Here is a 23,059-nt window from a genome sequence, read left to right on the forward strand (position 1 = left end):
CGCATTCCTGATCGTGGCATGATAACATCTATAAAGAGTTATCTGGCACGCTTATTTGGAAAATAGGGACTTCATGGATCATTTGTATACCCCGTGGCGTATGGCGTACATCCGCGGTGAGAAAAAGCCGCTGGAGGGCTGCGTCTTCTGTCAACTGCCCCACACTGACGGCGAAACGCAGATCATTGCCCGGTCTCAGTATGTGTACGTCACCCTCAACCTCTACCCCTACAATAATGGTCATGTGATGGTCGTTCCCTACGAGCACATCGCCTCATCCGAAGCGATGCCGGTCACAGCGCTGACCGACCTGATGGTCACCGCCAACAAAACCCTCGGCGCGCTGCGCAAGTTGTACGGCGCGGCCGCCTTCAACATGGGCGCGAACCTCGGGCAAGCCGCGGGTGCGGGTATCGCCGAACACTTCCACTTCCATATCGTGCCGCGTTGGGCTGGCGACTCCAACTTCATGACGGTGGTCAGCAGCACCCGGGTCATCCCGGATACTCTCGATAACATTTACCGCGAACTCAAGGCGGTCTGGACAGAATTGTACGGAGCAGAAGAGACACCATGAACAACGGCAAAAGCAGTCGGGACGCAGTCATTCTCGGGAGCGCGCGTACCCCCATTGGCAAATTCCTCGGCGGGCTGTCCGGCTTGAGCGCCGCCGAACTCGGCAAAGTCGCCGTGCGCGCCGCAGTCGAACGCAGCGGCGTAAACAGTGAAGACATTCACGAGTTGATTCTCGGCAACGTGGTCAGTGCGGGCGTCGGGCAGGCGCTGCCTCGGCAGGTGAGCATTGGTGCGGGCCTGCCGGAAAACGTCGGCGGCGTCTCGATCAACAAGGTGTGCGGCAGCGGCTTGAAGGCCGTCATGCTCGCCTCCAGCATGATCCGCGCGGAAGATGGCGACCTATATGTGGCGGGCGGCACGGAGAGCATGAGCCGCGCCCCCTTCCTTGACGACACGCACCGCATGGGCACGAAATACGGCCATGTCACCCTGCGCGACTCGCTGCAAAGCGATGGTCTGTGGTGTTCGCTGTGCGATTGGGGAATGGGAAACGCCGCCGAATTCATCGGACGCCAGTTGGAGATCAGCCGCGCCGAGATGGATCAGTTGGCCTACAGCAGCCATGCGAAAGCAGCAGCGGCGACCGAGGCGGGCAAGTTTAAGACGGAGATCGCGCCGATCACCATCAAGAATAAGAAAGGCGACATCGTCATCGACCGCGACGAATCGATTCGCCCGGATACGACCGTCGAAGTGCTGGCGAAACTCGCCCCCGCCTTTGAGCAGGATGGCAAGGTCACCGCGGGCAACGCGCCGGGGATGAACGACGGCGCCGCAGCGCTGGTTGTCGCCAGCCGCGATTATGCCGAAAAGCACGGGCATCAGCCAGTGGCGCGCATCGTCGGCTACGGCCACGCTGCCGTCGAACCCGCGTGGATCTTCTACGCGCCCGTCAAGGCGATTCCGATTGCGCTGCAAAAAGCGGGCTGGTCAGCGGAAGATGTCGACCTGGTCGAAGTCAATGAGGCATTTGCCGCGCAGGTGCTGGCCGACATCAAGGGTTTGAAGCGGGATGGCTATGAATTCCCGTTGGAGAAGATCAATGTGAACGGCGGCGCGATTGCGCTCGGTCACCCGCTCGGTGCGAGCGGCGCGCGCGTGCTCATCACGCTGATCCACGCGCTGCAGGACCGCGGCCTCAAACGCGGGCTGGCGGCGCTGTGCCTCGGCGGCGCGGAAGCGGTCGCGCTGGCGGTCGAGCTGGAATAGGCGGCGCGAGTCTCGATAAAACAAAGGGGATGCCGAGCGCATCCCCTTAAAGTCCACAGCACCAACGGTGTCAGCGTAGCTCTACCGCTTCACCCGTGTTGCGTTACTTGATCGCCCCATGCGGCAGCACCGCATGCACGCCGCGCACCTCGTTGACCATCTGAGTCACGCGCAAATCAACAACGAGACTCGCCAGCGCCAGCGCATCATAGCGCGCTAGTCCATGAATGCGCTGCATTATGCCGAGCATGCCTTCGACCGCCAGCGCTGCCGCTTCATCCAGATCTTTGTCAAAGCCGAGCGCCAGCCACCCGACGGGGGTCTGGGCGACGGGCATTGCCAGCGGCATGTCATCCAGCAAATCGAATGTGACATCCACCCGGTCGACCGGGCATTCAATCGCCGTGACCGAGATTTCGCCGTCCCCCTGCACCGCGTGACCATCGCCCGTACTGAACAACCCACCTTCGACTTCAATCGGCAGGTAAAGTGTGCTCCCAACGGTCAATTCTTTGCAATCGATGTTGCCGCCCGTGCGGCGCGGTGGCACCGTCGAATGCACACCGGGTTCAGCGGGCGGCATGCCATACACACCCATAAACGGACGGAGGCTCACCGTATGTCCAAACTGATTGCGGGCGGTTTGCGCCACGCGATCCAGCGTCCACACGTGCACTGTGCCTTCCGTGGTCGCTTTCAACCGCCGATTCCACTCGCAGTCCCAACCGCCCGCAAAGGTTGTCCCCCAACCTCCGACCTCCAATCGGTTCACGCGGACAGCCAGCGTCATCCCGGGTTTCGCCCCGCGAATGTAGACCGGACCCGTTAGCGCGTGACCGGAGTCCAGTTCCCCTTCACGGCGTTCGGCAAAGGCGCGTGGACGGATATCCGGACTGGTAAAGGGTTCCAGCCGCCAACCGGAATCAATACACTGAAACTGTACCGTATCGCCGGAATCGATCATCAGCGCCGGGGGCAAGTCTCGTGAGAAATGCCCGTGCAGCGTCGACCGTTCGGGCTTAAGTTCGTAGTGCGCCATCTAGACTGACCCTGCCCGTTCCATCTCTTGCGTATCGGCGTATTTGCGCGCGTTTTCCACATAGTCGAGCGATTGATGGCGGAAGTAGGTGTTGTAGAGCTCGGCGTAATGCCCGTGTCCCCTCATCAACTGCTCGTGATTGCCCTGCTCGATAATGCCACCGTTCTTGAGCACAATGATGCGGTCGGCACTGCGCACCGTGCTCAGACGATGCGCAATCAGAATCGACGTGGAGCGCTTGAGGATGAGGTCGAGCGCCTCTTGAATCTGCGTTTCGGTGAACGGGTCGATGCTGGCCGTCGCTTCGTCAAGGATGAAGATGGCGGGCTTCTGCACCAGCACGCGCAGCAAGCTGACCAACTGCCGCTGCCCCATGCTCAACCGCGCGCCGCGTTCGCCCACATCGCTGTCTAGGCCCTCCGGCAACGTTTCCAGCCATTCGCCGTGACCGACGCTGTTCGCGATCTCTTCGATCTCGGCATCCGTCGCACTAGGCCGCGCATAGCGGATGTTCTCGCGGATCGTGCCGCTGAACAGGAAGGGCTGCTGCGGCACAATGCCGAGCTTGCTGCGGTAGGACTGCAAATTGAAGCTGCGAATATCCTGCCCGTCGATCAGCACTTGTCCGCCCTGAAACTCGTAGAAGCGCGCGACAGCCTTGGCAATCGTGCTTTTGCCTGCGCCGGTATGCCCGACAAAAGCGATGCTCTCGCCGGGCTGAATGTGTAGGCTGAAGTGATCGAGCACCCGCTCGCCGTTGCTGTACTCGAAGATCACGTCCTTGAATTCGATCTCACCGTGCATGGGCTCGGGTGCCGGGCGATCAGCCGTCTGCTTGATGGTGTTTTCGGCATCCACCAGCGCGAAAATGCGCTCGACCGCGCTCAGACCCGCTTGCAGTTGGCTCCAGAAGCCGGACAGGTTAATTACCGGAAACCAGAAGCGGTCTACGCCTTGGATGAACAGATACCACGCGCCCGCGCCGATCACCCCGGCAATCACATAGGTCCCGCCGATGTACAACAGCATGCCGATGATGATGCCAGAGACAGCGTTCAGCGTAGGGAAGACGGTCGCCAGCACGAAACCGCGCCGGATGTTGATGTTATACGACTGCGTGTTGACCCGCGTGAAGTCGCGGTAAATGCCCGCTTCCTGGCGGTAGTTCTTGGCTACGCTGATGCCGCTCACGCTCTCCTGAATGTTGTCGTTGACCGCGGCCATGGCGCGTGTGCCCTGCCGGGTGACGATGCGCGCGAAATGGCGCAGCAGAATCGTCAGGCCGAACACGATGGGCATGGCGCCCGCGAGGATCAGCGTCAAACGCCATTCTCGGGTGAGCAGCACGACGAACAGCAGCAAAAAATCGAGCACCTGACTGATCAAATCGGTGCCGATGACCAGTACATTGTTTAATTCCTGCGTGTCGCTGGTGATACGACTGACGATCTTGCCCGATTTGTTCTCGTCATAGAACGACAGATCGCGCTCAATCGCCGCAGCAAACGCCGCCTTCCGCAGATCGCTCACCACTTCCGCAACCACCCGCGCGGTCATGCGGCGGCGCACCCAATAGATGCCGTAGTCGATGATGCCGACGGCAAACAGCGCGCCAATGATGATCCACAACGTCGATTCCGGCGCGCTCGTGCTCAACGCATCGACGCCCGCCGAAATTACGACCGGAATCACCGAGCCAAGCACCGCGTACAGAATGACCATCGACGCGATAATGAGCACACGGCGGCGGTGCTTCGCCAGATAATCGCCTAAGCGCCGCAGCAGATACCCGTCATCATACTGGCGGTCGTATTGTTCGGCCTGTAGGCCGCCAAAAATACCCATCGGTTAGTCTCCTCCGTGCGGCGCGCGCTCTGGCGCTTCGTACCGGGCGAAAATGCGGCGATACGCCTCAGAGCTCGCCAGCAGTTGATCGTGCGTTCCTTGTGCGACCACTCGGCCTTTCCGCAGTACCACAATATGATCTGCCCAGCGAATTTGTGAGAGACGGTGCGTGATCAGCAGCGTGGTGCGTCCCTTCGCCGCCGACCAGATCGCCTTCTGGATTTTGTCTTCGGTCGCGCTGTCAATTGCGCTCGTGCTGTCGTCGAGGATGAGGATCGGCGGGTCGGTGACGAAAGCGCGCGCAATCGCGATGCGCTGCCGTTGGCCGCCCGAGAGCGTCACCCCGCGCTGCCCCACAACCGTGTTATAGCCTTCGGCGAAACTGGTGATGAACTCGTGCGCCTGCGCTTTCTGCGCCGCTTCAATGACCTCTTCGAGCGTAGCTTCCGGCTTGCCAAACCGGATGTTGTCGGCAATCGAGCGCCCAAACAGGAAGATATCCTGCTCAATCACACTAATTTGCGAGCGCAGCCGCGCCATATTCCAATCGCGCACATCGACACCGTCGATCAGCACACGACCTTTGTTCACATCGTACGTGCGGTTGATGAGCTTGGTGAGCGTCGTCTTGCCCGCCCCCGTCTGCCCGACGATGGCGACCGTCTGCCCCGGCTGCACTTCAAAACTGATCTCGTGCAGAATTTCGTTGTCGTCGGTCAGGTAACGGAAGTCGACGCCCTCAAACTTGATCGCGCCTTTGCTGTCACCTGCATAACCAGCCGTGTTCTGATCCAGCTCGGTTTCGGTGTTGATGATGTCGAGGATGCGCTTGGCGCTCGCATAGCCCGACGACACCTGCGAGAATGACCCCAACGACGAGAAGACCGGGAAGCCGTACAGCATCAATTGCCCGTTGTAGGCGACCACCGTCCCGATATCAATCAGTCCCTGCTGAAACAGGCTGACGGAATGCATAAAACCGACAGCGATCACCAGACCCAGCAGCAGCATGGGCAGGTAGCGCGCTTCGATATCGCCCTGCGCTACCAGATGCGTCCGTACCTTATCGGACAGTTCACCGAACTCGGCGGCCTCGCGCGCTTCCTGCGCCGTCCCCTTGACAACCTGCAGCCCTTCCAGCGATTCCGCGACGCGCGCGTTCATTTCGCCGAACGAGGCGCGCACGCGCTGCGTCACCGGGGCGAGGCTACGCAGATAGAAGACCTGCGAGGTTACGTAAGCGATGAGAAACAGCAGCGGCGCGAGAATTAGGTCAGGATGCATGCGCGGCGCGGCGATGAGCGGCGCAATGACGAAAAAGCCCGAGCCGATCAGCAGATTCATGCCGGGGTTCATCATCAGGTTGAGTTCGCGCACGTCGTTGGTCACGCGCGCCATGATCTCCCCGACAGGCTGCATGTCGTGGAAGGTCATGCTCTTGCCAAGCAGACTGGCGTACAGTTCATCGCGTACATCGCGTTCAATGCGCTGCGCGAAAATCTCCGCGGAAAAGTTGCGCATGAGCTGCAGCGTAGCGCGGAAAAACTGCGACACGAAGACCGAAACGGCCGCCGCACCCAACGCGTCGAGGCCGCGGCCTTCCGTCAGGGCATTGAAGCCGACCCCAATGTAGTAGGGAATGGCCGCGGCTAAGGCCGCATTTGAAAACGCTCCGAGCACCATCGTGACGGCAAAGATCGGATGCCGCCGAATATGGGACAGGATGAAGCGAAGTGGACTCGAATGGTCTGTGTGAAAGCTCTCACGCGCGACAAATTCAGATGTCATACGTTCCTCTGCTGGTAACACGTTCCCATGTTAGCCGATCGTTCCGGCTGACTTAGTACCAATCCGGTCTATTGGAGTGTAATGGTGTTAATCACATAGCTATCTGCGCCGTCGACAGCTAGCCGAACACCATCCCACCACTGGTATACAACTAAGCGCAGCGAATAACCACCGTCCAATCGATCAGTAGGCAGCGACAATTGTCTATGATCTATGTAGATTCGCCCCGGTTGGAGTGACGAAGTCTGAAGAATCTCTGTGCCGTAATGTTGAATGGGTCCGTCGCTTTGCGCAATCAGCTCCCCGGCAGGATTGAGCAAATGCACGGCAATCGAGTAATCGCGATCTGGGGTTTGGTCGACGCGCCACCACAAACGCAGGTCCAGTGTGGTATCGGTCAGTCGATCAAGATCCGCGCCCCAGAACTGCATTTGCTCACCAAACGCTATCGGCTCACTCAGCGGCGGGGCTTCCATCAACTGCGCTAAGTAACACCACGTCCGGTCACATTGTCCGAGCACCTGCTGCACCGGATGGGTCGCTTAGTTGGGCGAAAGCCGATTCAACTTCAAGTTAAACCAATCGCCCGTGATATACCAAATGCGGCGCAGGGCCTGCACAGCGGTCAGATTGTGATCGGCTACCACGGTATAGCTGGACTTGAGATACTGATCCATTTGCCAGCGTAGAAACGGCAAATCGCCTTCACCAGCATGATCTAGGTAAACCGCATCGCCGTCACGGATACTCATTGACCGAAAAATATCGCGGTATGCGACATTATTCGATATATGCTCAGGTTGAGCAGCCAACAGGAGCAGGCTGCAACCAAGCAGCAGCGCCCCGGACAGGGGAATGCGCCGGATGCGCGGCAGCGCGAGGATTGCCGCGCCACTGGCCAACGCCAGGCCTACACTGAGGTACGCAACGTAACGGGGGGTGTAGACTGCCGCCACCAGATTGACGACTAAAGCCACGGTGGGCGTCCCCAACGCCCAGAATAATGTCAGGCGGTACGCTGGCCGCCGCCACAAATACACGATCCCGAGCATAAGCAGCGCCGCATAGAGCACTACCTGACCGTTCGTGCTCAACACAGTTAAGCGCTCGATGGTCGCAAGATCGGTCGCCTGCGTCGTGGCCGGGGTACCTAAGCCGCTCCCGTAAGCATTCCCCGACTGCGCGGACAGTGAGCGCAGCAGCAGCACTTGATTGATAAAACTCGGCAGCCACGGCAGCCAAACCAGCAATCCGACACCTGCCGCGCCGACCAACTGCTTCCAAATCTGCCGCGACTTGGGGGTAAACAGCAGGAAGTAGATGCCCTGCGCGGCGACCACAAAGGCCAGAAAATAGTGCACGTAAAACATGAGCGCTACACCCACACCGTAAGCGCTGGCGGCACGCCACGTTGGCTTGCGCAGCCAGCGCCAGAACAGCCACATCGACACGCTGGCGAGCAGCATCGTCGCGGCATAGGGGCGGATCTCCAATGCGAAATTCGCAAAATACGAATTGAGGCCAAGGAAGATTGCGGCGGCCAGTCCGACACTCACCCGCCCAAACCAATCGCGACCGAGACGGTAGGTCAGCGCCAGCGTCAGCATACTGAGCAGCAGTGACAACATGCGTCCCGCAAACTCGCTGTCGCCGACCAGACTGCGCCAGATATCGAACAGGCTGAACCAGAGCGGCGGATGCACATCCTGGGTCGCCTGATACAAGATCGTAGACTGCAGATCAAACCGGGTCTGGAAATAGACGAGGTACTCGTCGGAGTAGAGATACATCCGTGAGGTCAGGTGCAGCAGATTGAAGAAGAGCAGCAGCAGCACTGGAAGTGTAAAGAGCCACGTCAGACGCAGTTTCATAGTCAGGGCAAGGTCCGAGGCCAATCAAATAGGCCTATGATTCTACGCTAAACCCGGTAACAAGCCAGTGCCGTTCTGTGGTACACTCCCGGTCGCTACGAAAGGGAAGTCACTATGAAACCCAAAGTCTTCGTCACCCGGCAGATTCCCGAAATCGGGCTCGCCCGCGTACGTGAGGTCTGCGATCTCGATCTATGGGAGCACGAGGATCCAGCCCCGTATGACCAGCTTCTAGAACGCGTACGCGGCGTCGATGGCGTCCTGTGCACGCTGACCGAGCGTATCGACGAGGGGTTGATTGCAGCGGCAGGCGCCAATCTCAAAGTGATCAGCCAGATGGCCGTGGGCTACGATAATATCGACGTGCGCGCGGCGCACGCGCGCGGAATTCCGGTGGGCAATACGCCCGGCGTGCTGACCGCTGCCACTGCCGATCTCGCCTTTGCGCTGCTGCTGGCCGCGGCCCGACGGCTGTCCGAAGGCGTACAGTATATCCGCGGCGGGCAGTGGACGACGTGGCAGCCCCGGCATCTGCTCGGCGCTGACCTGAACGGAGCGACGCTCGGGATCATCGGCCTCGGGCGCATCGGGAAAGCCGTTGCCCAACGCGCGCGCGGCTTCGACATGAACATTCTCGCTTACAGCCGGCACCTGACCGACGAAGAAGCCCGTGCCCACGGCGCAACCCGAGTCGATCTACCCACGCTTCTGCACGAGTCCGATTTCGTCTCGCTGCACACACCGTTGACGCCGGACACGCGCCATCTGATCAACCGTGAGACGCTGGCGGAGATGAAGCAGACGGCTATCCTCATCAACACGACGCGCGGAGGCACCGTCGATCCGCACGCACTTTATGAAGCCCTGCGCGACAACGTGATCGCGGCGGCAGCGCTCGACGTCACCGAACCCGAACCGATTCCGCTGGACGATCCGCTGCTCACGCTGCCCAACTGCCTGATCGTACCGCACATTGGCAGCGCGACCGTCAAAACGCGCGACAAAATGGCGCTGATGGCTGCCGAAAACCTGATCGCCGGAGTCACGGGGCAGCCGCTGCCCACCGCGGTCAAGCTCGGCTAACATGCAGACGCTGAGCGCTTGGCTGCTGTTCGGGCTGCTGCTTGCAGCCGCATACCCCACGGCGACGTGGATTTTACGTGACGAACCAGAGCGTTTACTCAAGCTGCTGCTGGCGCTGGGGCTGGCACCGGGCATTCTCTCACTGCTGATGTTCGGGGAGTCGTTGATCGGCTTGCCCTTCAGCGTCCTGAACATCGCTGCGCCGTATTTCGCACTCATGCTGCCGGGCACACTCTGGTGGCTGCGCCAGCCGAAGTCATGGTCGCTGGCTGTACCGCCACAGGCGCGGCTCACACTCCTCCTGCTGACCCTCGTCTGCACGGCAGTTCTGTTCAATGCGCTCTATTTCCCGTTCTACCGTGATGACACGCTTGGCATTTACAAGCCGCAGGCACAGCAGATGTACGCACTGCGCAGCCTGATCCCGCTGATCGGTGCGGAGAGCCTGTATCTCACCTATGCGCCACACCTGCCGCTGGTCTACACCTTCGCGTATGTTGCTTCGGGTTGGGAGAACGACTATCTCGCGCGCTTTGTGCCCGCCCTGCTCGCGCTCGGCTGCCTGCCCGCGACTTATCTGCTCGCCCAGCGCCTCGGTGGTGCGCGCGCCGGGTGGCTCGGCGCAATCATCCTCGCACTAACGCCGACCTTTGCGCGGTGGGCATCGTCCGGTTATGTCGACCTGCCGATGGCCTTCTACTACACGCTGGCGGCTATCTTCGCGCTGCGCTTATGGGACGAACCGCGCTCTCGGGATGCGATTCTAGGTGGAGTATTGATCGGCTTGGCGGCATGGACGAAAAATGCGGGGCTGCTCATCGCCGCACCAGTGCTGACGCTATGGCTTGGCTGGTGTTTACTGCGGCGGCGCATCCGCTGGCGGCATGCCCTGCTGAGTCTCATCGCCTGTGTGGCAGTCGCAGGGGGTTGGTACCTGCGCAATCAGATCGGCGCGGGCTTCGTCATCCCCAACACCGCATGGACGGATCAGGCGCGGCATACGCTGGACAGTCTGCTGGTGTTCGTCACCCGGCCCGAGAACTTTGCGCTGACGGGCTGGCTCATCCTGATCAGCGTGGCCTTGTCCGCCGCTGAAGTCATCCGGCGGCGGCTGAACGCCCCCGAACACCTTTTGATTCTGATGTGGACGCTGCCGTTCTTCGCGGCATGGTGGCTGTTCGTCTCGTATGACCCGCGCTTTCTGCTGCTGTTTCTGCCGCCGCTGTGCGCGCTGGTCGGGGTATGGTTGAGCGAGGCCTATGCGCGGCTGCCGGTGCGGTGGCAGCCGCGGGCGCGCGTGGTCGCCACCCTCGGCGCAGTGATCTTCGCGCTCTACATCCTCACGATCAGTGTGGACTATAAAGACAGCATTCTGCGCGATCCGTTCATGTCGCACGAAGCGAAGCTCGCCCTGGTGCAAACGCGGTAATGAGCAGAAGGGTCAGGACGCGAGTTTCTGCGTCCTGACCCCGGGTGGACACTAACGCATCAACTGGTTGTAGCTGACCTTGATGCAGGTATCCATGACCATCGTGAGACCCGCGGCTTCGGCTTTGGCGGCAGCGTCATTGTCGAAGACACCAAGCTGTGCCCACACCGCCTTGGCCTGGACGGCAATCGCCTCGTCCACTACCCCCGAGAGATACTCTGAGCGACGAAACACATTCACAATATCGATGGGTTTGGGCACATCGGCCAGCGTCGCATAGACCTTCTCGCCATCAATTTCGCTGACGCTCGGGTTGACCGGGTAGACTGTGTAGCCCACCTGCTTGAGAAACTTCCCAATCTGGTAGCTGGTGCGGGTTGGGTCATTCGAATAGCCGACCACGGCGATCACCTTGGCGGTTTCCAGAAGCTGTCGTTCCTGCGCTTGCGTTACCATATCACCTCACTTGAATGCGAACGGGTAGAACGCCGATCACGCCGTCCAGGGCTTCGCCGCTGGTTACCGGCAGGTCATGCGCGGCATCGGTAAACTCGTAGACCTTGACCCACAACTGATACTCGCCTGCGGGCAAATCGGCAGGCAGTTCGACGGCGCGGTTATCCCACACCGGGGCGTCAGGGATCCACGTACTGGTCGGCCTAAAGCCGCCCCCCGGCGCGAGATCCAACTGCGCAATCGGCGCTCCATTCACATCTCTGACGAAGAAGGCGACCGTGTAATTACCTGTGATCGGCACATCGGTTTGCCAGTACAGGGAAATTGGCAGTACCGACCCCGACGCATACATGTCGCCCGCAGGCAGTTCATATCCGCTCAGATGCAGCGTCGAACCAAACACCAGATCCGTCGTAGCTTCAGGAGCACGATAGGCATACTGATCGGGCGCGCTCACCGTGCTGTATTCGACCAGCCACGTGAAATCGCCGAGCCGCCAGTATTGCACAGGATAGTAGTGGGCGGACAGAAAGCGCTCCACCGGACGCGCGCTCCACCAGATATCCGGACTGCCATCTTCGAGCAACCACAGACGGTCATGCGTCAGCGCAAGGTTGTGCAGCAGGCGAATCGTCTGGCTCGTCAGCAGCGCGGCGGGGTTATCGGCGACGATCTGCGCGGGCTGCTCCTCGCTGGGACGCTCGCCGGGTTGCAGGGGTAAGCTGATCACCCGTCCGGCGTTCCACAATTTCCCGGCATTCGCGAAAAACGTCTCGTAGCGCGGGCTGCTCAGAAGGATCACGTCGCCGGGATCAGTTTCCGTCTCCAACAGGGGCAAGGCCGCGACCAGCGATTGATCGAAGGCCCGATAGCGGGCATCTGCGCCATAGAGATCGACTAACCCGACTCCCAGCACGACGACGAAGGCCGCGGGCAGCACCGGCCAACCGCGACTCCGGCGCCAGATAAAGAAGCCCGCCCCGATCACCATGAGCGCGAACAGCCCCACATAGATAGGACGTTCAATCTGCGTCCACGCAATGTCCGCCGGATAGACGCCCCACAACTGCGGAATCATGACCGGGCGCAGATACTGCACGACATTCAGGCCCCCGCCCCACTCGATCAGCCGATCCGCCTCGGGAGGCAGGAGGTCGACATAAGCATCCAACCGCAGCGACGCGCCCGTGATCTGAATCCACAGGCCGTAGAGCATGAGCGGCGCGGCGACCCACCACCACACAGATCGCCCTTCGGCAAGTTGGTCGAGAATGGGCAGCGCGCCAATGAGCAGAAACGGGATCACTGGAATGAGGAAGCGGGGTGGAAACGACAGCCCGCCGAACCAATGCACGCCGTTCAACCACGCATAGGCCAGCGCGAAACTCAGCAGGAGGCCACTGATTGCCACGGGGTAGCGCACCTGCCCACGGCGCAGCAGCACCATCATTCCCGGCAGCGCGAGCAGCACGACGGGCGATGTGCCCCACACACTGCCGCCGGGGCTGACCAGATATGTATGCAGGGCGGTCAGAAAGTAGCGCGGCGTCCCTTCGCCCAATATCCGCAGCAGATTGAAGCGACTGCCCGCGCCGAGGACTTCTCCGAACAACGTCAGCGCTGTGAAGATCACCGTGAGCAGCGCCAGAATGACACCGCCAGCGATCAACAACCGCCGCCAGGGCACACCGTGGAGCGGCGGCAGCGCCAGAATCAGGAGTGCGGGCACCGCGAGCACCGCCGAGGCTTTGGTCAGAACGAGGCCAATGAGCGCGAGGAAGAGCGCCGCGGCCAGCGGCAGCGAGCGATAGCTGCGGAGGCGCAATCGTTCGATGAGGTAAGCGCTGGTGAGCAGCAGCAGCAGCATGAGCGGTTCGCGGAAAAACGTCTTGCTGTAGACCCACAGCACGGTGCACGCGGCGAACACGACCGCAGCCAGAATCGACGTGCGTTCACGGTAGCCGAGCGTCCGTGCGTAACTGTAGAGCACGCACACGGCCAGCGCGCCGATGATCACATTGAGCAAATAGACGGTGTGCACCAACCCGAGCGGGGTCAGTTTAGCGAGCGCGTACAGGGGGGCCGCCGCCAACACCTGCAGCGGTTCGACATTGCCACTTTGCAGGGGCAGCGGATGCGCCGTGTCAAAGTTTTCGGGTGGGAACTGCCACGCGGAGAGGTCAAGCAGGTAGTCGCCGTAGTCGACGACACTGCTGACCGTATCCAAAAGACGGCGCGCATCGCCGCTTTCGACGTGCGCGCTGTAAGTGGTCATGTACAAACTGGTGATGAGGACGAACAGCAGGATCAATGTCTGCGTTCGTCCCCGTTGGGAGGCTGGCATGAGTTACGAGCTGCCGCCCCCGGTCAGGCGATTGCGAATGCCGATCAAACCCTTGAGCACCCGCTGTGACGGGGTGAGGTTATCAATCTGCTCCAGACCCACTTCATAGGTGGACGCGCCCTGCATCAGCTTACCGTCGCGCACCTGCAGGTCGCCCATCGCCATGAGCGTGTCAGCGTACATCTGCTTCTCGCCGAGTTCCTCGAACACATCAGCGGCTTGACGATAGCAGGTATACGCTTGTTCCTTATCGCCCAACACCCGGTAAACCTTGCCCATATTGCCGAGCACCATGGCGGCGCGCTTGGCGTCACTCTGATTCTGGAACATGCGCAGGCTTTCCTGCATCGAATCGAGCGCCGGTTGGTATGCACCGAGAGCATGGTGCACTAAACCAATGTTGACGCCCATTTCAGCGGCAAGATCTGCTTGCCCTTCAGCCGTATAGGCTTCCTGTGCCTGATGGAACTGCTTGAGCGCCGCTTCATATTCTTTCTGCTGGAACAGTTTGACGCCTTGTTCTTGAAGTTGTTTTGCGCTGCTCATTCTATCCTCTACATCGAAATATTCAGGACGCTCTCGCCCACCTTGCGGAGCTTGTCGGCAGGCATCGTGCTAAACATGATCGCGATTTCGATGAACCCAAGGTTGATCGGATTCGCGGCGAACTTGCGAATGTCGTCAGGGAGCTTGGTGAAGTGCTGCCACTCTTCGCGCAGCGCTAACCACTCACCCAAATGACTTTGACTTTCCAAAAAGAAGGGGATGTTCTTCCGAACACAGTTCGAGAGCACGGTCAGCTCGTGCATGGGCAGCGGCATCTCGCCCAGTTCATAGGCGTTGATGCGGTCCACGGGCAAGCCGCTCTCGTCGGCCATCTGTTCCAGCGTCATCCCGCGTTCTTCACGCGCCAAGCGCAGCAGCGCGCCGATCATGCGGGTGCGCAGCGCGATATATTCTTCCTGCGCGCTGGTCTTTTCATCCGCATCCGCCTGCAAGGTATCCATGCCCCAGAAGTGGCTCACCGGAACATCGAGATAGTAGGCGAGCAGTTCCAACTGCGGTAAGGATGGGGACGCATCGCCGAATTCCCACGCTTCGATCACATCGGGAGTGGTTCGCAGCAGGCGCGCGCAGTCGTCCAAACCTCGGCCAGCCTTCTCCCGCGCATCGCGCAGCAGTACGCCGATCATCTTGCCCCGAATGCGGTACGATTCACCAAAGTCCATCGGCTTTGGCTCAGGCTGTTCATTGTTATCTGCACGCGCTTTTTTGAAGCGAGCGCCAAAACCTTTCAACATCGTCGCCCCTCCCAGAAGTCTAGGGCGATCTTACACGTTTTTACAACAATCGACAATTCAGAAGCGCGTTATAATGACACTGTGAATCGAATACATGGGTCTAGACTAAATATGGTTGCCCCACCGCAGGAAGCTTTCTTACGAATCGCGCATGATGTCATTCTTCGTCTGGGAACGATTCTCGACCTACCCCGACTGATCGCGGCCATTGTTCAGGAGACGCGTGGTCTCACGAACTGTGAACGCGTCGAGGTCTTACTAGTCAACGAAGAAGAAGGTATTCTGTCGCTGAGCCGCAGCGAAGGCGTCTCGCTGTATGCCGAGTATCCGGCAGTAACAGCGTGGAAAGCCGGTAATCTTTACACGGCGACCACCGGAGAGCACTTTATACTGGCGAAGACCGATGCGTTCGTCGGCTTGCCCTTGCACAGCGAGTCCAAGTTCATTGGCGTGCTGCTGCTCGAAAACCCGGGTTCGCTCCAGCCCGTGCCCGCCGAAACGCAGGCACTGCTCAATGCCATCGCCCCCGGCCTCGCCATTTTGCTGCGCAATGCCCGACAGCACAGCGAGACGGTCAAGTCGCTCGATACGCGCATGTTTGAACTCAGTATCTTCAATCAGATCGACCGCGAGCTGAGCGATACGATTGACCTGCCGCAGGTCTTCGACATGACGCTCGATTGGGCGATGCGCTATACCAATGCCAACGCCGGTTCACTGTCGCTGTACAACCAGAACGATGATGAGCTCAAGTTTGTGGTGGATCTCGGCTACGAATCGACTCCGGAAGACATGGCAATGCTGCGCTCCGTCTCATCGGGCGGTATCGCGCATCGTGTGGCGCTGTCGGCCTTCGCAGAGCTCGTGCCTGATGTGATGACGGACAAAGATTATCTCGAACTTTCGAATTCCATTCGCTCGCACATGTCCGTCCCAGTCACCCGCGAAGATCGCGTGATCGCGGTCATTTCGATTGAAAGCCGCCAGATCAACGCGTTCACCGAAGGCCATATCAATTTTGTCGAGAAGCTGGCGGCACGCGCCGGCGTGGCGATTGATAACGCCCGCCTCTTCACCGAGACCGTCCGCGAGCGTGAAAAGCTCTCACACATTCTCGCCGAAGTCGCCGACGGCGTCATTGTTGTCAGCGAAGATGAGCGGATCATCCTCATCAATCAGGCGGCCATCGCCGCTTTCCGGTTGTCACCGGAACCGGACTATGAAGGTCGCTTCCTGAGCGAAGTCGTCGATGATCACGACTTTGTCGAAGTGCTCCGCGCAACCACCAGCCTGAAGAATAAGGCGCTCGTCGAAATCGTGCTGCCCAACGGTAATACGTATTATGTCGATTTCTCGCCGCGCCCGGACATCGGCTGGATCATCGTGATGAACGACATCACACCGCTGCGCAAAACCGACCAGTTGAAGCGCGACCTCGTCGCCACGGTGTCACATGACCTCAAGCAGCCGCTCAGCGTGATGAATGGCTATCTCGATCTCATTCAGATGAGTCAGAAGCTGGACACGCGCGGTGAAGGCTATGTGCGCATGATCGTACGCTCGATCCACAACATGCGCCAGTTGATCGATGACCTGCTGGATCTCGCCAAGATCGATGCGGGTGTGGAGATCAACATGCAACCTGTCCCCATCGCCTCGCTCATCACCGACTGTCTGGAAGGCACCAAGCGGTTGGCCGACGCCAAAGCGATGCGCGTGGAAGTCGATGTCGCGCCGGATTTACCCTATGTGAGCGGTGACCCGAATCGCCTGCTTCAGGTCTTCAACAATCTCGTCAGCAATGCGATCAAATACACGCCGCCGGAAGGCACAATCCACATTTCCGCGGAATCGCTCAAAAATGCCGTGCGCATCAAAGTCAAGGACAGCGGGGTTGGGATCAGCCCGGAAGATCAGGCGCGCATCTTCGACCGCTTCTACCGCGTGCGGCGTCCCGAAAACGAGAGTATCGAGGGAACAGGGTTGGGGCTGACGATTGTGCAGAAACTGGTGGAAGCCCACCACGGTCAGATCGGGCTGGAAAGCTTTCTCGGCGAAGGATCAACCTTCTATGTGACCCTGCCGCGCCATGAGGATAATTAAAGAGGGGACTTGTCGTCCCCTCTGGTTCACTGCTGTTACTGCGCCGGACGTGAAGTGGCCGCGCGCTCTTCCTCTTCCCCGACCAGCATATCGTGGCCCCCTTCATCGGTATGATGATGAATTTGATAAGGAACGGTGGTGACCACCACCCGCTCCAAACCGGCCAGCGCTAAGTTGAAGATCACCGCCGTGTTCTGGTGCAGCGCCTGTTCCCAGTACGTATCCATCACCAGATGCCCCATGATGACGTGAATATAGCATTCCGGGTCGCGTGCCTGCAGGCTCAGGATATATTCGCGCAGCGGCTCGGCCAGCAAGCGGTACGGCGAGTCAATCACGTGCAGGCGACCTTCGCCGATGCGCTTCTGCCACTTCTCTTGCACGAGCGCCGTCTTCTCCGGCTTCACGCCGATGTGGACCGCGTGCCAGTCTTCGCTGAGCGCCTTCGCCACATTGACCATGCGCACCGTTTCGGCATGCACATCGTCCACGAGGATGAGGGTCTGCACATTGCGCTTCATCGTGTCCGGTTTCGCGCTGATTTCCCAGCTCAAGGCCTTGGCGACGTCCTTATAGTGCCGGTGAATGCGGAAGAAGATCAGGACGAGCGTCGGGATGATGATGACGACGAACCACGCGCCGGTTGCGAACTTGGTAATGGCAAACACCAACATGACGATGCCCGTGCAGATCGCACCAATCGCGCTGATGGTCATCTTCAGCCGCCAGCGCGGATCGTAGTGCATGGGCGCTTCCAGGCCCTGCACCACTTCACCCGGCTTGAGTTTGCCGACGCGGCGCAGGTGGATCACCATACCCGCTTGCGACAGCGTGAAACTCAAGAACACGCCGACCGCATACAACGGAATCAGCGCCGTCGTTCGCGCATCGGCGATGATCACGAGGATGATGGCGAAGAACGAGAGCGCGACGATCCCCCAAGAGAACACCAGACGGCCACCGCGGAAGGTCAGCTGACGGGGCAAAAAGCCATCACCCGCCTGCAGCGCGGCTAAGCGCGGAAAGTCCGCGTAGCTGGTGTTCGCCGCCATCAACAGGATGAGCGCAGTCCCCGCCAGCAGCAGCAGGTGGAAGATACTGTTCTCGCCGTAGATCGCATGGCCCATCTGCGAGATGACCGTTTCGACTTCGCTCGGCACCGCATGCACCTGATTGGCGATGAACGTCACGCCGAGGAACATCAGGATGAGGATCGAGCTCATCCACACCAAAGGTGATGGCCGCGTTCTTGCTCCGCGGCTCCTTGAAGGCCTGAATGCCGTTAGAGATGGCTTCAATCCCGGTGAGCGCCGTGCAACCACTGGAGAACGCGCGCAGCACCAAAAACAGCGTGAGCGGTTCGACCACGTCGTGATGAATGGCTTCAACGCCAGTCACCTGATCGATGGTGCCAGTCGCCACCTTGATCAGGCCGACGATGATCGTTATGAACATCATGCCGATGAAGAAGTACGTCGGGACGGCAAACACGCGCCCGCTCTCCTTCACCCCGCGCAAATTCACCACCATCATGAACAGAATGACGACCACGGCGATTTCGACGCGATAAGGCAGCAGGAAGGTGAAGGCCGAGGTGATCTGCGCGACACCGGAGGAGATACTCACGGCGACCGTCAGAATATAGTCGGTGAGGAGCGCCGCACCGGCGATCTGCGCGGGCGTTTCGCCGAGATTATCACGGGCGACGATATACGCGCCGCCGCCATTCGGATAAGCGAAAAATCGTCTGGCGGTAGGAGATCGTCACAATGGTGAGCAAGATCGCGATGGCAATCGCAATCGGGATAGAAATGCCAAGAATATTCCCACTGGCCACCCAGGCCGCCGCGCCACCGCCCGTCGCCAGCGCGAGGATGAGAAGGATTTCCTCGGTCGCATAAGCGGTTGACGAGAGCGCATCTGAAGCAAACACGGCGAGACCGACGGGCTTGCTAATCGCCTGATGCGGCAAATCTGCGGTTTGCAGTGGCTTGCCAAAAAGCAGGCGTCGTATGCTTTGCATTGACTTGATTCCCTGTTCAGCTATCGAGAAGACTAGAAGGAGATTATACGGGATATTGACTCTATCGGCGGCAATCTTGATCTTTTCTTGATGTGCCTCTTAGCTAAAGTTGACGAGTTTTGCAGGGGACAGTATCCTAAACGTAACATTTTTCTCTATTTTTGTGGCAAACGCATAATGACTTCCGTACTTAATTCACAGATCAGCACAAACAGTGAAGAATATCGGCGGAATGACACGCATAACCGCGCTCTAGTGGCTCAACTTGAGGAACGGCAGGCTCAGGTGCGGGCGGGCGGCAGCGAACGGGCCGTCCGGAAACACCTGCAAGCGGGCAAACTCCTCCCCCGCGAGCGCGTCGAACTGCTGCTCGACCCGGGTACACCTTTCCTTGAATTGAGTCCACTGGCCGCGTGGGGCATGTACAACGATGAAACGCCGGGCGCAGGCGCGGTCAACGGCATTGGGATCGTGAACGGCGTCGAATGTATGATCGGCGCGAATGAGGCGACCATCAAAGGCGGCACCAGCTACCCGATCACCGTGCAGAAGTCGCTGCGCGCGCAGCAAATCGCTGAGGAGAACCGCCTCCCGTTCATCTATCTCGTGGAATCTGGCGGCGCGAACCTGCCCCACCAAGCCGATCTGTTCGTCATGGGTGGGCGCGGCTTTGCCAATCAGGCGCGCATGAGCGCGCAGGGCATCCCGCAGGTCGCGCTGGTGTTCGGCAACAGCACCGCGGGTGGCGCATACATCCCCGGCTTGAGCGACTACACCGTGCTCGTCCGCCAGCAGGCGCTGGTTTTCCTCGGCGGGCCGCCGCTCGTCAAAATGGCGACGGGGGAAGTCGTCGACGAGGAAACGCTCGGCGGCGCGGCGATGCACGCGCAGATCTCCGGTCTCGCCGACTACATCGCGGAAAACGACTCTGATGCCATCCGTCTCGGACGCGAAATCGTCGCGCGGCTGAACTGGCGCAAGTTCACCCCGGCCAATCGACAGACGCCGGAACCGCCGTGTTATGACCCGGACGAACTGCTCGGCATCATCCCCAGCGACACGATCCGCCAACCGCTCGACATGCGCGAAGTGCTGGCGCGCATGGTGGACGGGTCGCGCTTCATGGAGTTCAAGCCCGACTATGGATCAACGCTGGTGTGCGGTCACGCCTACCTTGACGGTTACGCGGTCGGCATCCTCGCCAACAACGGTGTACTGTTCTCCGAGTCGGCTAACAAAGCTGCGCAATTCATTCAACTCTGCAATCACGCGCGGATTCCGCTCATTTATCTGCAAAACATCACTGGCTTCATGGTCGGCAGTCAAGCCGAACAACAAGGCATCGTCAAGCACGGCTCCAAGATGATCAACGCGGTCGCCAACAGCAACGTGCCCCAGTTCACCGTGCTGATCGGCGGCTCGTATGGCGCGGGCAACTACGCGATGTGCGGGCGTGCCTACGATCCGCGGCTGCTGTTCGCGTATCCCACCAGCCGCATCGCCGTGATGGGAGCAGAACAGGCAGCGGGCGTGCTCGGCATCATTCAGGAAGAAGCGGCGCGCAAGCGCGGGCAGGAGCCAGATCGTGATACGATTGAAGTCATGAAAGCGCTGACGCGGCAGAAGTTTGAGGAAGAATCCGACCCCTATTATGCGACTGCGCGGCTGTGGGACGACGGCCTCATCGATCCCCGCGCGACCCGCATGGCGCTCTCAGTCGGCTTGTCGATGTGTTATAACCGCGACTGGGTGAACGATTCCCCGCCGCGCTATGGAAACTTCAGGATGTGAAACATGGGACGCTACGTTGATCGATATAAAGGCTCTTCGCGCTCGTCAAAGAGCGTGTTCTGGATCATCCTCGCGGTGATGATCATCGGCGGCTTGATCGCCTTCTTCACCTCGGAAGCCGGGCGGACGGTCGCGCTGGTGTGCTGCGGCGGGCTGATTCTGCTGGTGGTCGTCGGTCTGGTCTCCGAAAGCGGAATGCGGCGTCCACGATGAGCCATGGCATCGGTTTCGCCTACAGTCCGGAGATCCACGCCCGTTATCCGCAGTTGGTCGGCGGGGTGATCTTCGCGTCGGGTCTGCGCAACGGCGCGACGCCGCCCGATCTGTTGGCACTGTATCAGGCCGAACAAGCGGCGGTCAAAGGGCGCATCGGCGATACACCACTCAGCGAAATCAAGTCACTGGCCGCGTGGCGCTCCGTGTTTCGCAGCTTCGGCGTCGACCCCACGCAGACGCGCAGCGCCTGTGAAGCCCTGCTCCGCCGCCTGACCAAACAGGGCGACATTCCCAGCATCAACGCGCTGGTGGATATGGGCAACCTGATCAGCATTCGCTACGGCTTGCCCGTCGCCGTGCTGGATGTCGCTCGCGCCTCCGGCACAATCACCGTGCGCTTCGCCGACGGCACGGAACGCTTCACCAATCTAGGACAAGCCGAAACCGTCGCGCCCGAATCCGGTGAAGTCATCTTCGCTGACGATACCGGCACCGTCTTTGCGCGGCGCTGGTGCTGGCGTCAAAGCGACGAGAGCGCCGCTCGTGAAGCTACAACGGACGTCATCATCACGATTGAAGGACAGCACGCCGACGCCGAGTCGGATGTCACCGCCGCCATCCGCGATCTGACAGCACTCTTGGCGCAGTACGCGGGCGGAGAAATCACCAACCAACTCTATAAATAGCTTATTTGGAGGTTCGCGATGGTGCTTGAATCCCAGCCGACGCAAATCAATCCTTACCAGCCCTTCACCGAAGAACATCACATGTTCCGCAAAGCCGTGCGGGCATTTGTCGAGAACGAACTGAACCCGCATGCCGACGAGTGGGAAGCGGCGGGCGGATTTCCCGCGCACCAAGTGCTCAAAAAGATGGGCGACCTCGGCTTTCTCGGACTGAGCTACCCCGAAGAGTACGGCGGCGCCAACGCCGACATCTGGTTCACGGTCGTGCTCATGGAAGAGCTTGGCCGCTGCGACTCGGCGGGCATTCCGATGGGCATCAGCGTGCACACGGATATGTGTACACCCGCGCTGGCGAAATACGGTTCCCCTGAACTCAAGCAGCGTTATCTCGTGCCCGCGCTCAAAGGCGACATGGTGGGCGCAATCGCCGTGACCGAACCGGGCGCGGGGTCCGATGTGGCGGGCATCATCACGCGCGCGGACGATGGCGGCGACGCGTACATCATCAACGGCAGCAAAATGTACATCACCAACGGCACGCAAGCCGACTGGGTGTGCCTGCTCGCCCGCACGACGCCGGGCACGGGCTACAGGGGCATGTCGCTCATCATGGTACCGACCGACACACCCGGTTTCATCGTCAGCAAGAAGCTGCACAAGCTCGGCAACCATTCCAGCGATACCGCCGTGCTCACGTTTGAGGACATGCGCGTGCCCAAGACCAACTGCATCGGTGTAGAAGGCATGGGCTTCTATATGCAGATGGAACAGTTCCAGCGCGAACGTCTGGTCGGCGCGGTGAGCGCGACCGCGGGCATGGAACGGGCGCTGCGCCGCACCATCGACTACCTGCGGGAACGTCAAGCCTTTGGCATGCCGCTCATTCACAACCAGTGGATTCACTTTAAGCTGTGCGAACTGCTGACCGAAATCGAAGCACTGCGCCAGCTCAACTACTACACCGCCAGCCTCATGGCACAGGACGAGACCTCGCTCGAAGTCGTCAAGCTGGCGTCGATGTGCAAGCTCAAAGCGGGTCGACTGGCGCGCGAGGTCGGCGATACCTGCTTGCAGTTCCACGGCGGCATGGGCTATATGGAAGAAACGCCCATTTCCCGCTACTTCCGCGACGCGCGTCTGCTCTCGATTGGCGGCGGCGCAGATGAAGTGATGCTCGGCATCATCGCCAAGCTCGAAGATATGCTCCCACCGCGCAGAAAAGAATAATCAACCCCGGAGAACGCAGAGGGAGATTGATCAAATTCTCTGTGTTCTCTGTGGTTCAAAAGGTCGTTTATG

Annotated in this window: 20 protein-coding genes and 1 pseudogene; 9 read left to right on the forward strand and 12 right to left on the reverse strand. The window is 59.9% G+C overall.

What is annotated here, in order from left to right:
• Positions 1-73: 73 nt before the first annotated feature.
• Both IPK17_RS25470 and IPK17_RS25475 read left to right on the forward strand, forming a co-directional pair.
• Positions 74-577 (forward strand): HIT family protein, encoded by a 504-nt coding sequence (locus IPK17_RS25470; RefSeq protein ID WP_343420503.1) that lies wholly within the window; start codon positions 74-76, stop codon positions 575-577.
• Positions 574-1,785: an acetyl-CoA C-acyltransferase gene (locus tag IPK17_RS25475; RefSeq protein WP_343420504.1), complete on the forward strand. Its 1,212-nt coding sequence runs from the start codon at positions 574-576 to the stop codon at positions 1,783-1,785. Before IPK17_RS25470 ends, IPK17_RS25475 begins: the two co-directional genes overlap by 4 nt.
• Positions 1,786-1,888: 103 nt before the next feature.
• Here IPK17_RS25475 and IPK17_RS25480 read toward each other — a convergent pair whose 3' ends face one another.
• The 5 genes from IPK17_RS25480 to IPK17_RS25500 all read right to left on the reverse strand — a co-directional run bounded on the left by IPK17_RS25480 (position 1,889) and on the right by IPK17_RS25500 (position 8,328).
• Positions 1,889-2,824: an acetamidase/formamidase family protein gene (locus IPK17_RS25480; protein WP_343420505.1), complete on the reverse strand. Its 936-nt coding sequence runs from the start codon at positions 2,822-2,824 to the stop codon at positions 1,889-1,891.
• A complete protein-coding gene (locus IPK17_RS25485; protein WP_343420506.1) occupies positions 2,825-4,669 on the reverse strand; it encodes an ABC transporter ATP-binding protein in 1,845 nt (614 codons plus the stop codon).
• Positions 4,670-4,672: 3 nt separating this feature from the next.
• The gene (locus IPK17_RS25490; protein ID WP_343420507.1) at positions 4,673-6,457 is read right to left on the reverse strand and encodes an ABC transporter ATP-binding protein; all 1,785 of its coding nucleotides are present in this window, start codon (positions 6,455-6,457) and stop codon (positions 4,673-4,675) included.
• Between the two features lie 68 nt (positions 6,458-6,525).
• Positions 6,526-6,987: a hypothetical protein gene (locus IPK17_RS25495; RefSeq protein WP_343420508.1), complete on the reverse strand. Its 462-nt coding sequence runs from the start codon at positions 6,985-6,987 to the stop codon at positions 6,526-6,528.
• A 12-nt stretch (positions 6,988-6,999) separates the two neighbouring features.
• Positions 7,000-8,328 carry a glycosyltransferase family 39 protein gene (locus IPK17_RS25500; protein WP_343420509.1) on the reverse strand — a complete coding sequence of 443 codons (1,329 nt, stop codon included), beginning with the start codon at positions 8,326-8,328 and terminating at the stop codon, positions 7,000-7,002.
• A gap of 114 nt (positions 8,329-8,442) precedes the next feature.
• On the opposite strand from IPK17_RS25500, the gene IPK17_RS25505 reads away from it, so the two are divergent.
• Together IPK17_RS25505 and IPK17_RS25510 are read left to right on the forward strand one after the other, a co-directional pair.
• Positions 8,443-9,411, forward strand: coding sequence for a 2-hydroxyacid dehydrogenase (locus tag IPK17_RS25505; RefSeq protein WP_343420510.1), 969 nt, complete (start codon positions 8,443-8,445; stop codon positions 9,409-9,411).
• 1 nt (position 9,412) lies between these two features.
• Positions 9,413-10,840: an ArnT family glycosyltransferase gene (locus IPK17_RS25510; protein ID WP_343420511.1), complete on the forward strand. Its 1,428-nt coding sequence runs from the start codon at positions 9,413-9,415 to the stop codon at positions 10,838-10,840.
• 51 nt (positions 10,841-10,891) lie between these two features.
• Here the strand turns inward: IPK17_RS25510 and IPK17_RS25515 are convergent, their stop codons facing one another.
• Genes IPK17_RS25515 through IPK17_RS25530 form a run of 4 tightly spaced genes read right to left on the reverse strand, consistent with a single transcriptional unit; the run spans position 10,892 to position 14,941 of the window.
• Complete coding sequence (locus IPK17_RS25515; protein ID WP_343420512.1) at positions 10,892-11,296, reverse strand: CoA-binding protein; 405 nt, start codon at positions 11,294-11,296, stop codon at positions 10,892-10,894.
• Position 11,297: 1 nt separating this feature from the next.
• Positions 11,298-13,640, reverse strand: a complete 2,343-nt coding sequence (locus tag IPK17_RS25520) for a hypothetical protein (RefSeq protein WP_343420513.1) — start codon at positions 13,638-13,640, stop codon at positions 11,298-11,300.
• A 3-nt stretch (positions 13,641-13,643) separates the two neighbouring features.
• A complete protein-coding gene (locus IPK17_RS25525; protein WP_343420514.1) occupies positions 13,644-14,186 on the reverse strand; it encodes a tetratricopeptide repeat protein in 543 nt (180 codons plus the stop codon).
• 8 nt (positions 14,187-14,194) lie between these two features.
• Positions 14,195-14,941 (reverse strand): helix-turn-helix domain-containing protein, encoded by a 747-nt coding sequence (locus IPK17_RS25530; RefSeq protein ID WP_343420515.1) that lies wholly within the window; start codon positions 14,939-14,941, stop codon positions 14,195-14,197.
• Between the two features lie 111 nt (positions 14,942-15,052).
• On the opposite strand from IPK17_RS25530, the gene IPK17_RS25535 reads away from it, so the two are divergent.
• Entirely contained in the window at positions 15,053-17,044 is a 1,992-nt protein-coding gene (locus tag IPK17_RS25535; protein ID WP_343420516.1) for an ATP-binding protein, read from the forward strand.
• Between the two features lie 35 nt (positions 17,045-17,079).
• On the opposite strand, the gene IPK17_RS25540 is transcribed toward IPK17_RS25535, so the two are convergent.
• The 3 genes and pseudogenes from IPK17_RS25540 to IPK17_RS25550 form a co-directional block, all read right to left on the reverse strand.
• Entirely contained in the window at positions 17,080-18,267 is a 1,188-nt protein-coding gene (locus IPK17_RS25540) for an APC family permease (RefSeq protein WP_343420517.1), read from the reverse strand.
• Positions 18,268-18,343: 76 nt separating this feature from the next.
• Positions 18,344-18,754, reverse strand: a pseudogene (locus tag IPK17_RS25545) (amino acid permease); the annotation flags it as partial.
• On the reverse strand, positions 18,741-19,067 hold the full coding sequence (locus tag IPK17_RS25550; RefSeq protein ID WP_343420518.1) for a hypothetical protein: 327 nt from the start codon (positions 19,065-19,067) through the stop codon (positions 18,741-18,743). The pseudogene IPK17_RS25545 and the gene IPK17_RS25550, both read right to left, overlap by 14 nt.
• Positions 19,068-19,244: 177 nt before the next feature.
• Between IPK17_RS25550 and IPK17_RS25555 the strand changes: the two genes are divergently transcribed.
• From IPK17_RS25555 to IPK17_RS25570, 4 genes are read left to right on the forward strand one after another with little or no spacing between them, the layout of a single operon-like run.
• Positions 19,245-20,858, forward strand: coding sequence for an acyl-CoA carboxylase subunit beta (locus IPK17_RS25555; protein ID WP_343420519.1), 1,614 nt, complete (start codon positions 19,245-19,247; stop codon positions 20,856-20,858).
• A 3-nt stretch (positions 20,859-20,861) separates the two neighbouring features.
• A complete protein-coding gene (locus tag IPK17_RS25560) occupies positions 20,862-21,071 on the forward strand; it encodes a hypothetical protein (RefSeq protein ID WP_343420520.1) in 210 nt (69 codons plus the stop codon).
• The gene (locus tag IPK17_RS25565) at positions 21,068-21,760 is read left to right on the forward strand and encodes a B3/B4 domain-containing protein (protein WP_343420521.1); all 693 of its coding nucleotides are present in this window, start codon (positions 21,068-21,070) and stop codon (positions 21,758-21,760) included. Before IPK17_RS25560 ends, IPK17_RS25565 begins: the two co-directional genes overlap by 4 nt.
• Before the next feature lie 18 nt (positions 21,761-21,778).
• Positions 21,779-22,987: an acyl-CoA dehydrogenase family protein gene (locus IPK17_RS25570; protein WP_343420522.1), complete on the forward strand. Its 1,209-nt coding sequence runs from the start codon at positions 21,779-21,781 to the stop codon at positions 22,985-22,987.
• Positions 22,988-23,059 lie beyond the last annotated feature (72 nt).

It is taken from the genome of Candidatus Flexifilum breve, assembly GCF_016713355.1.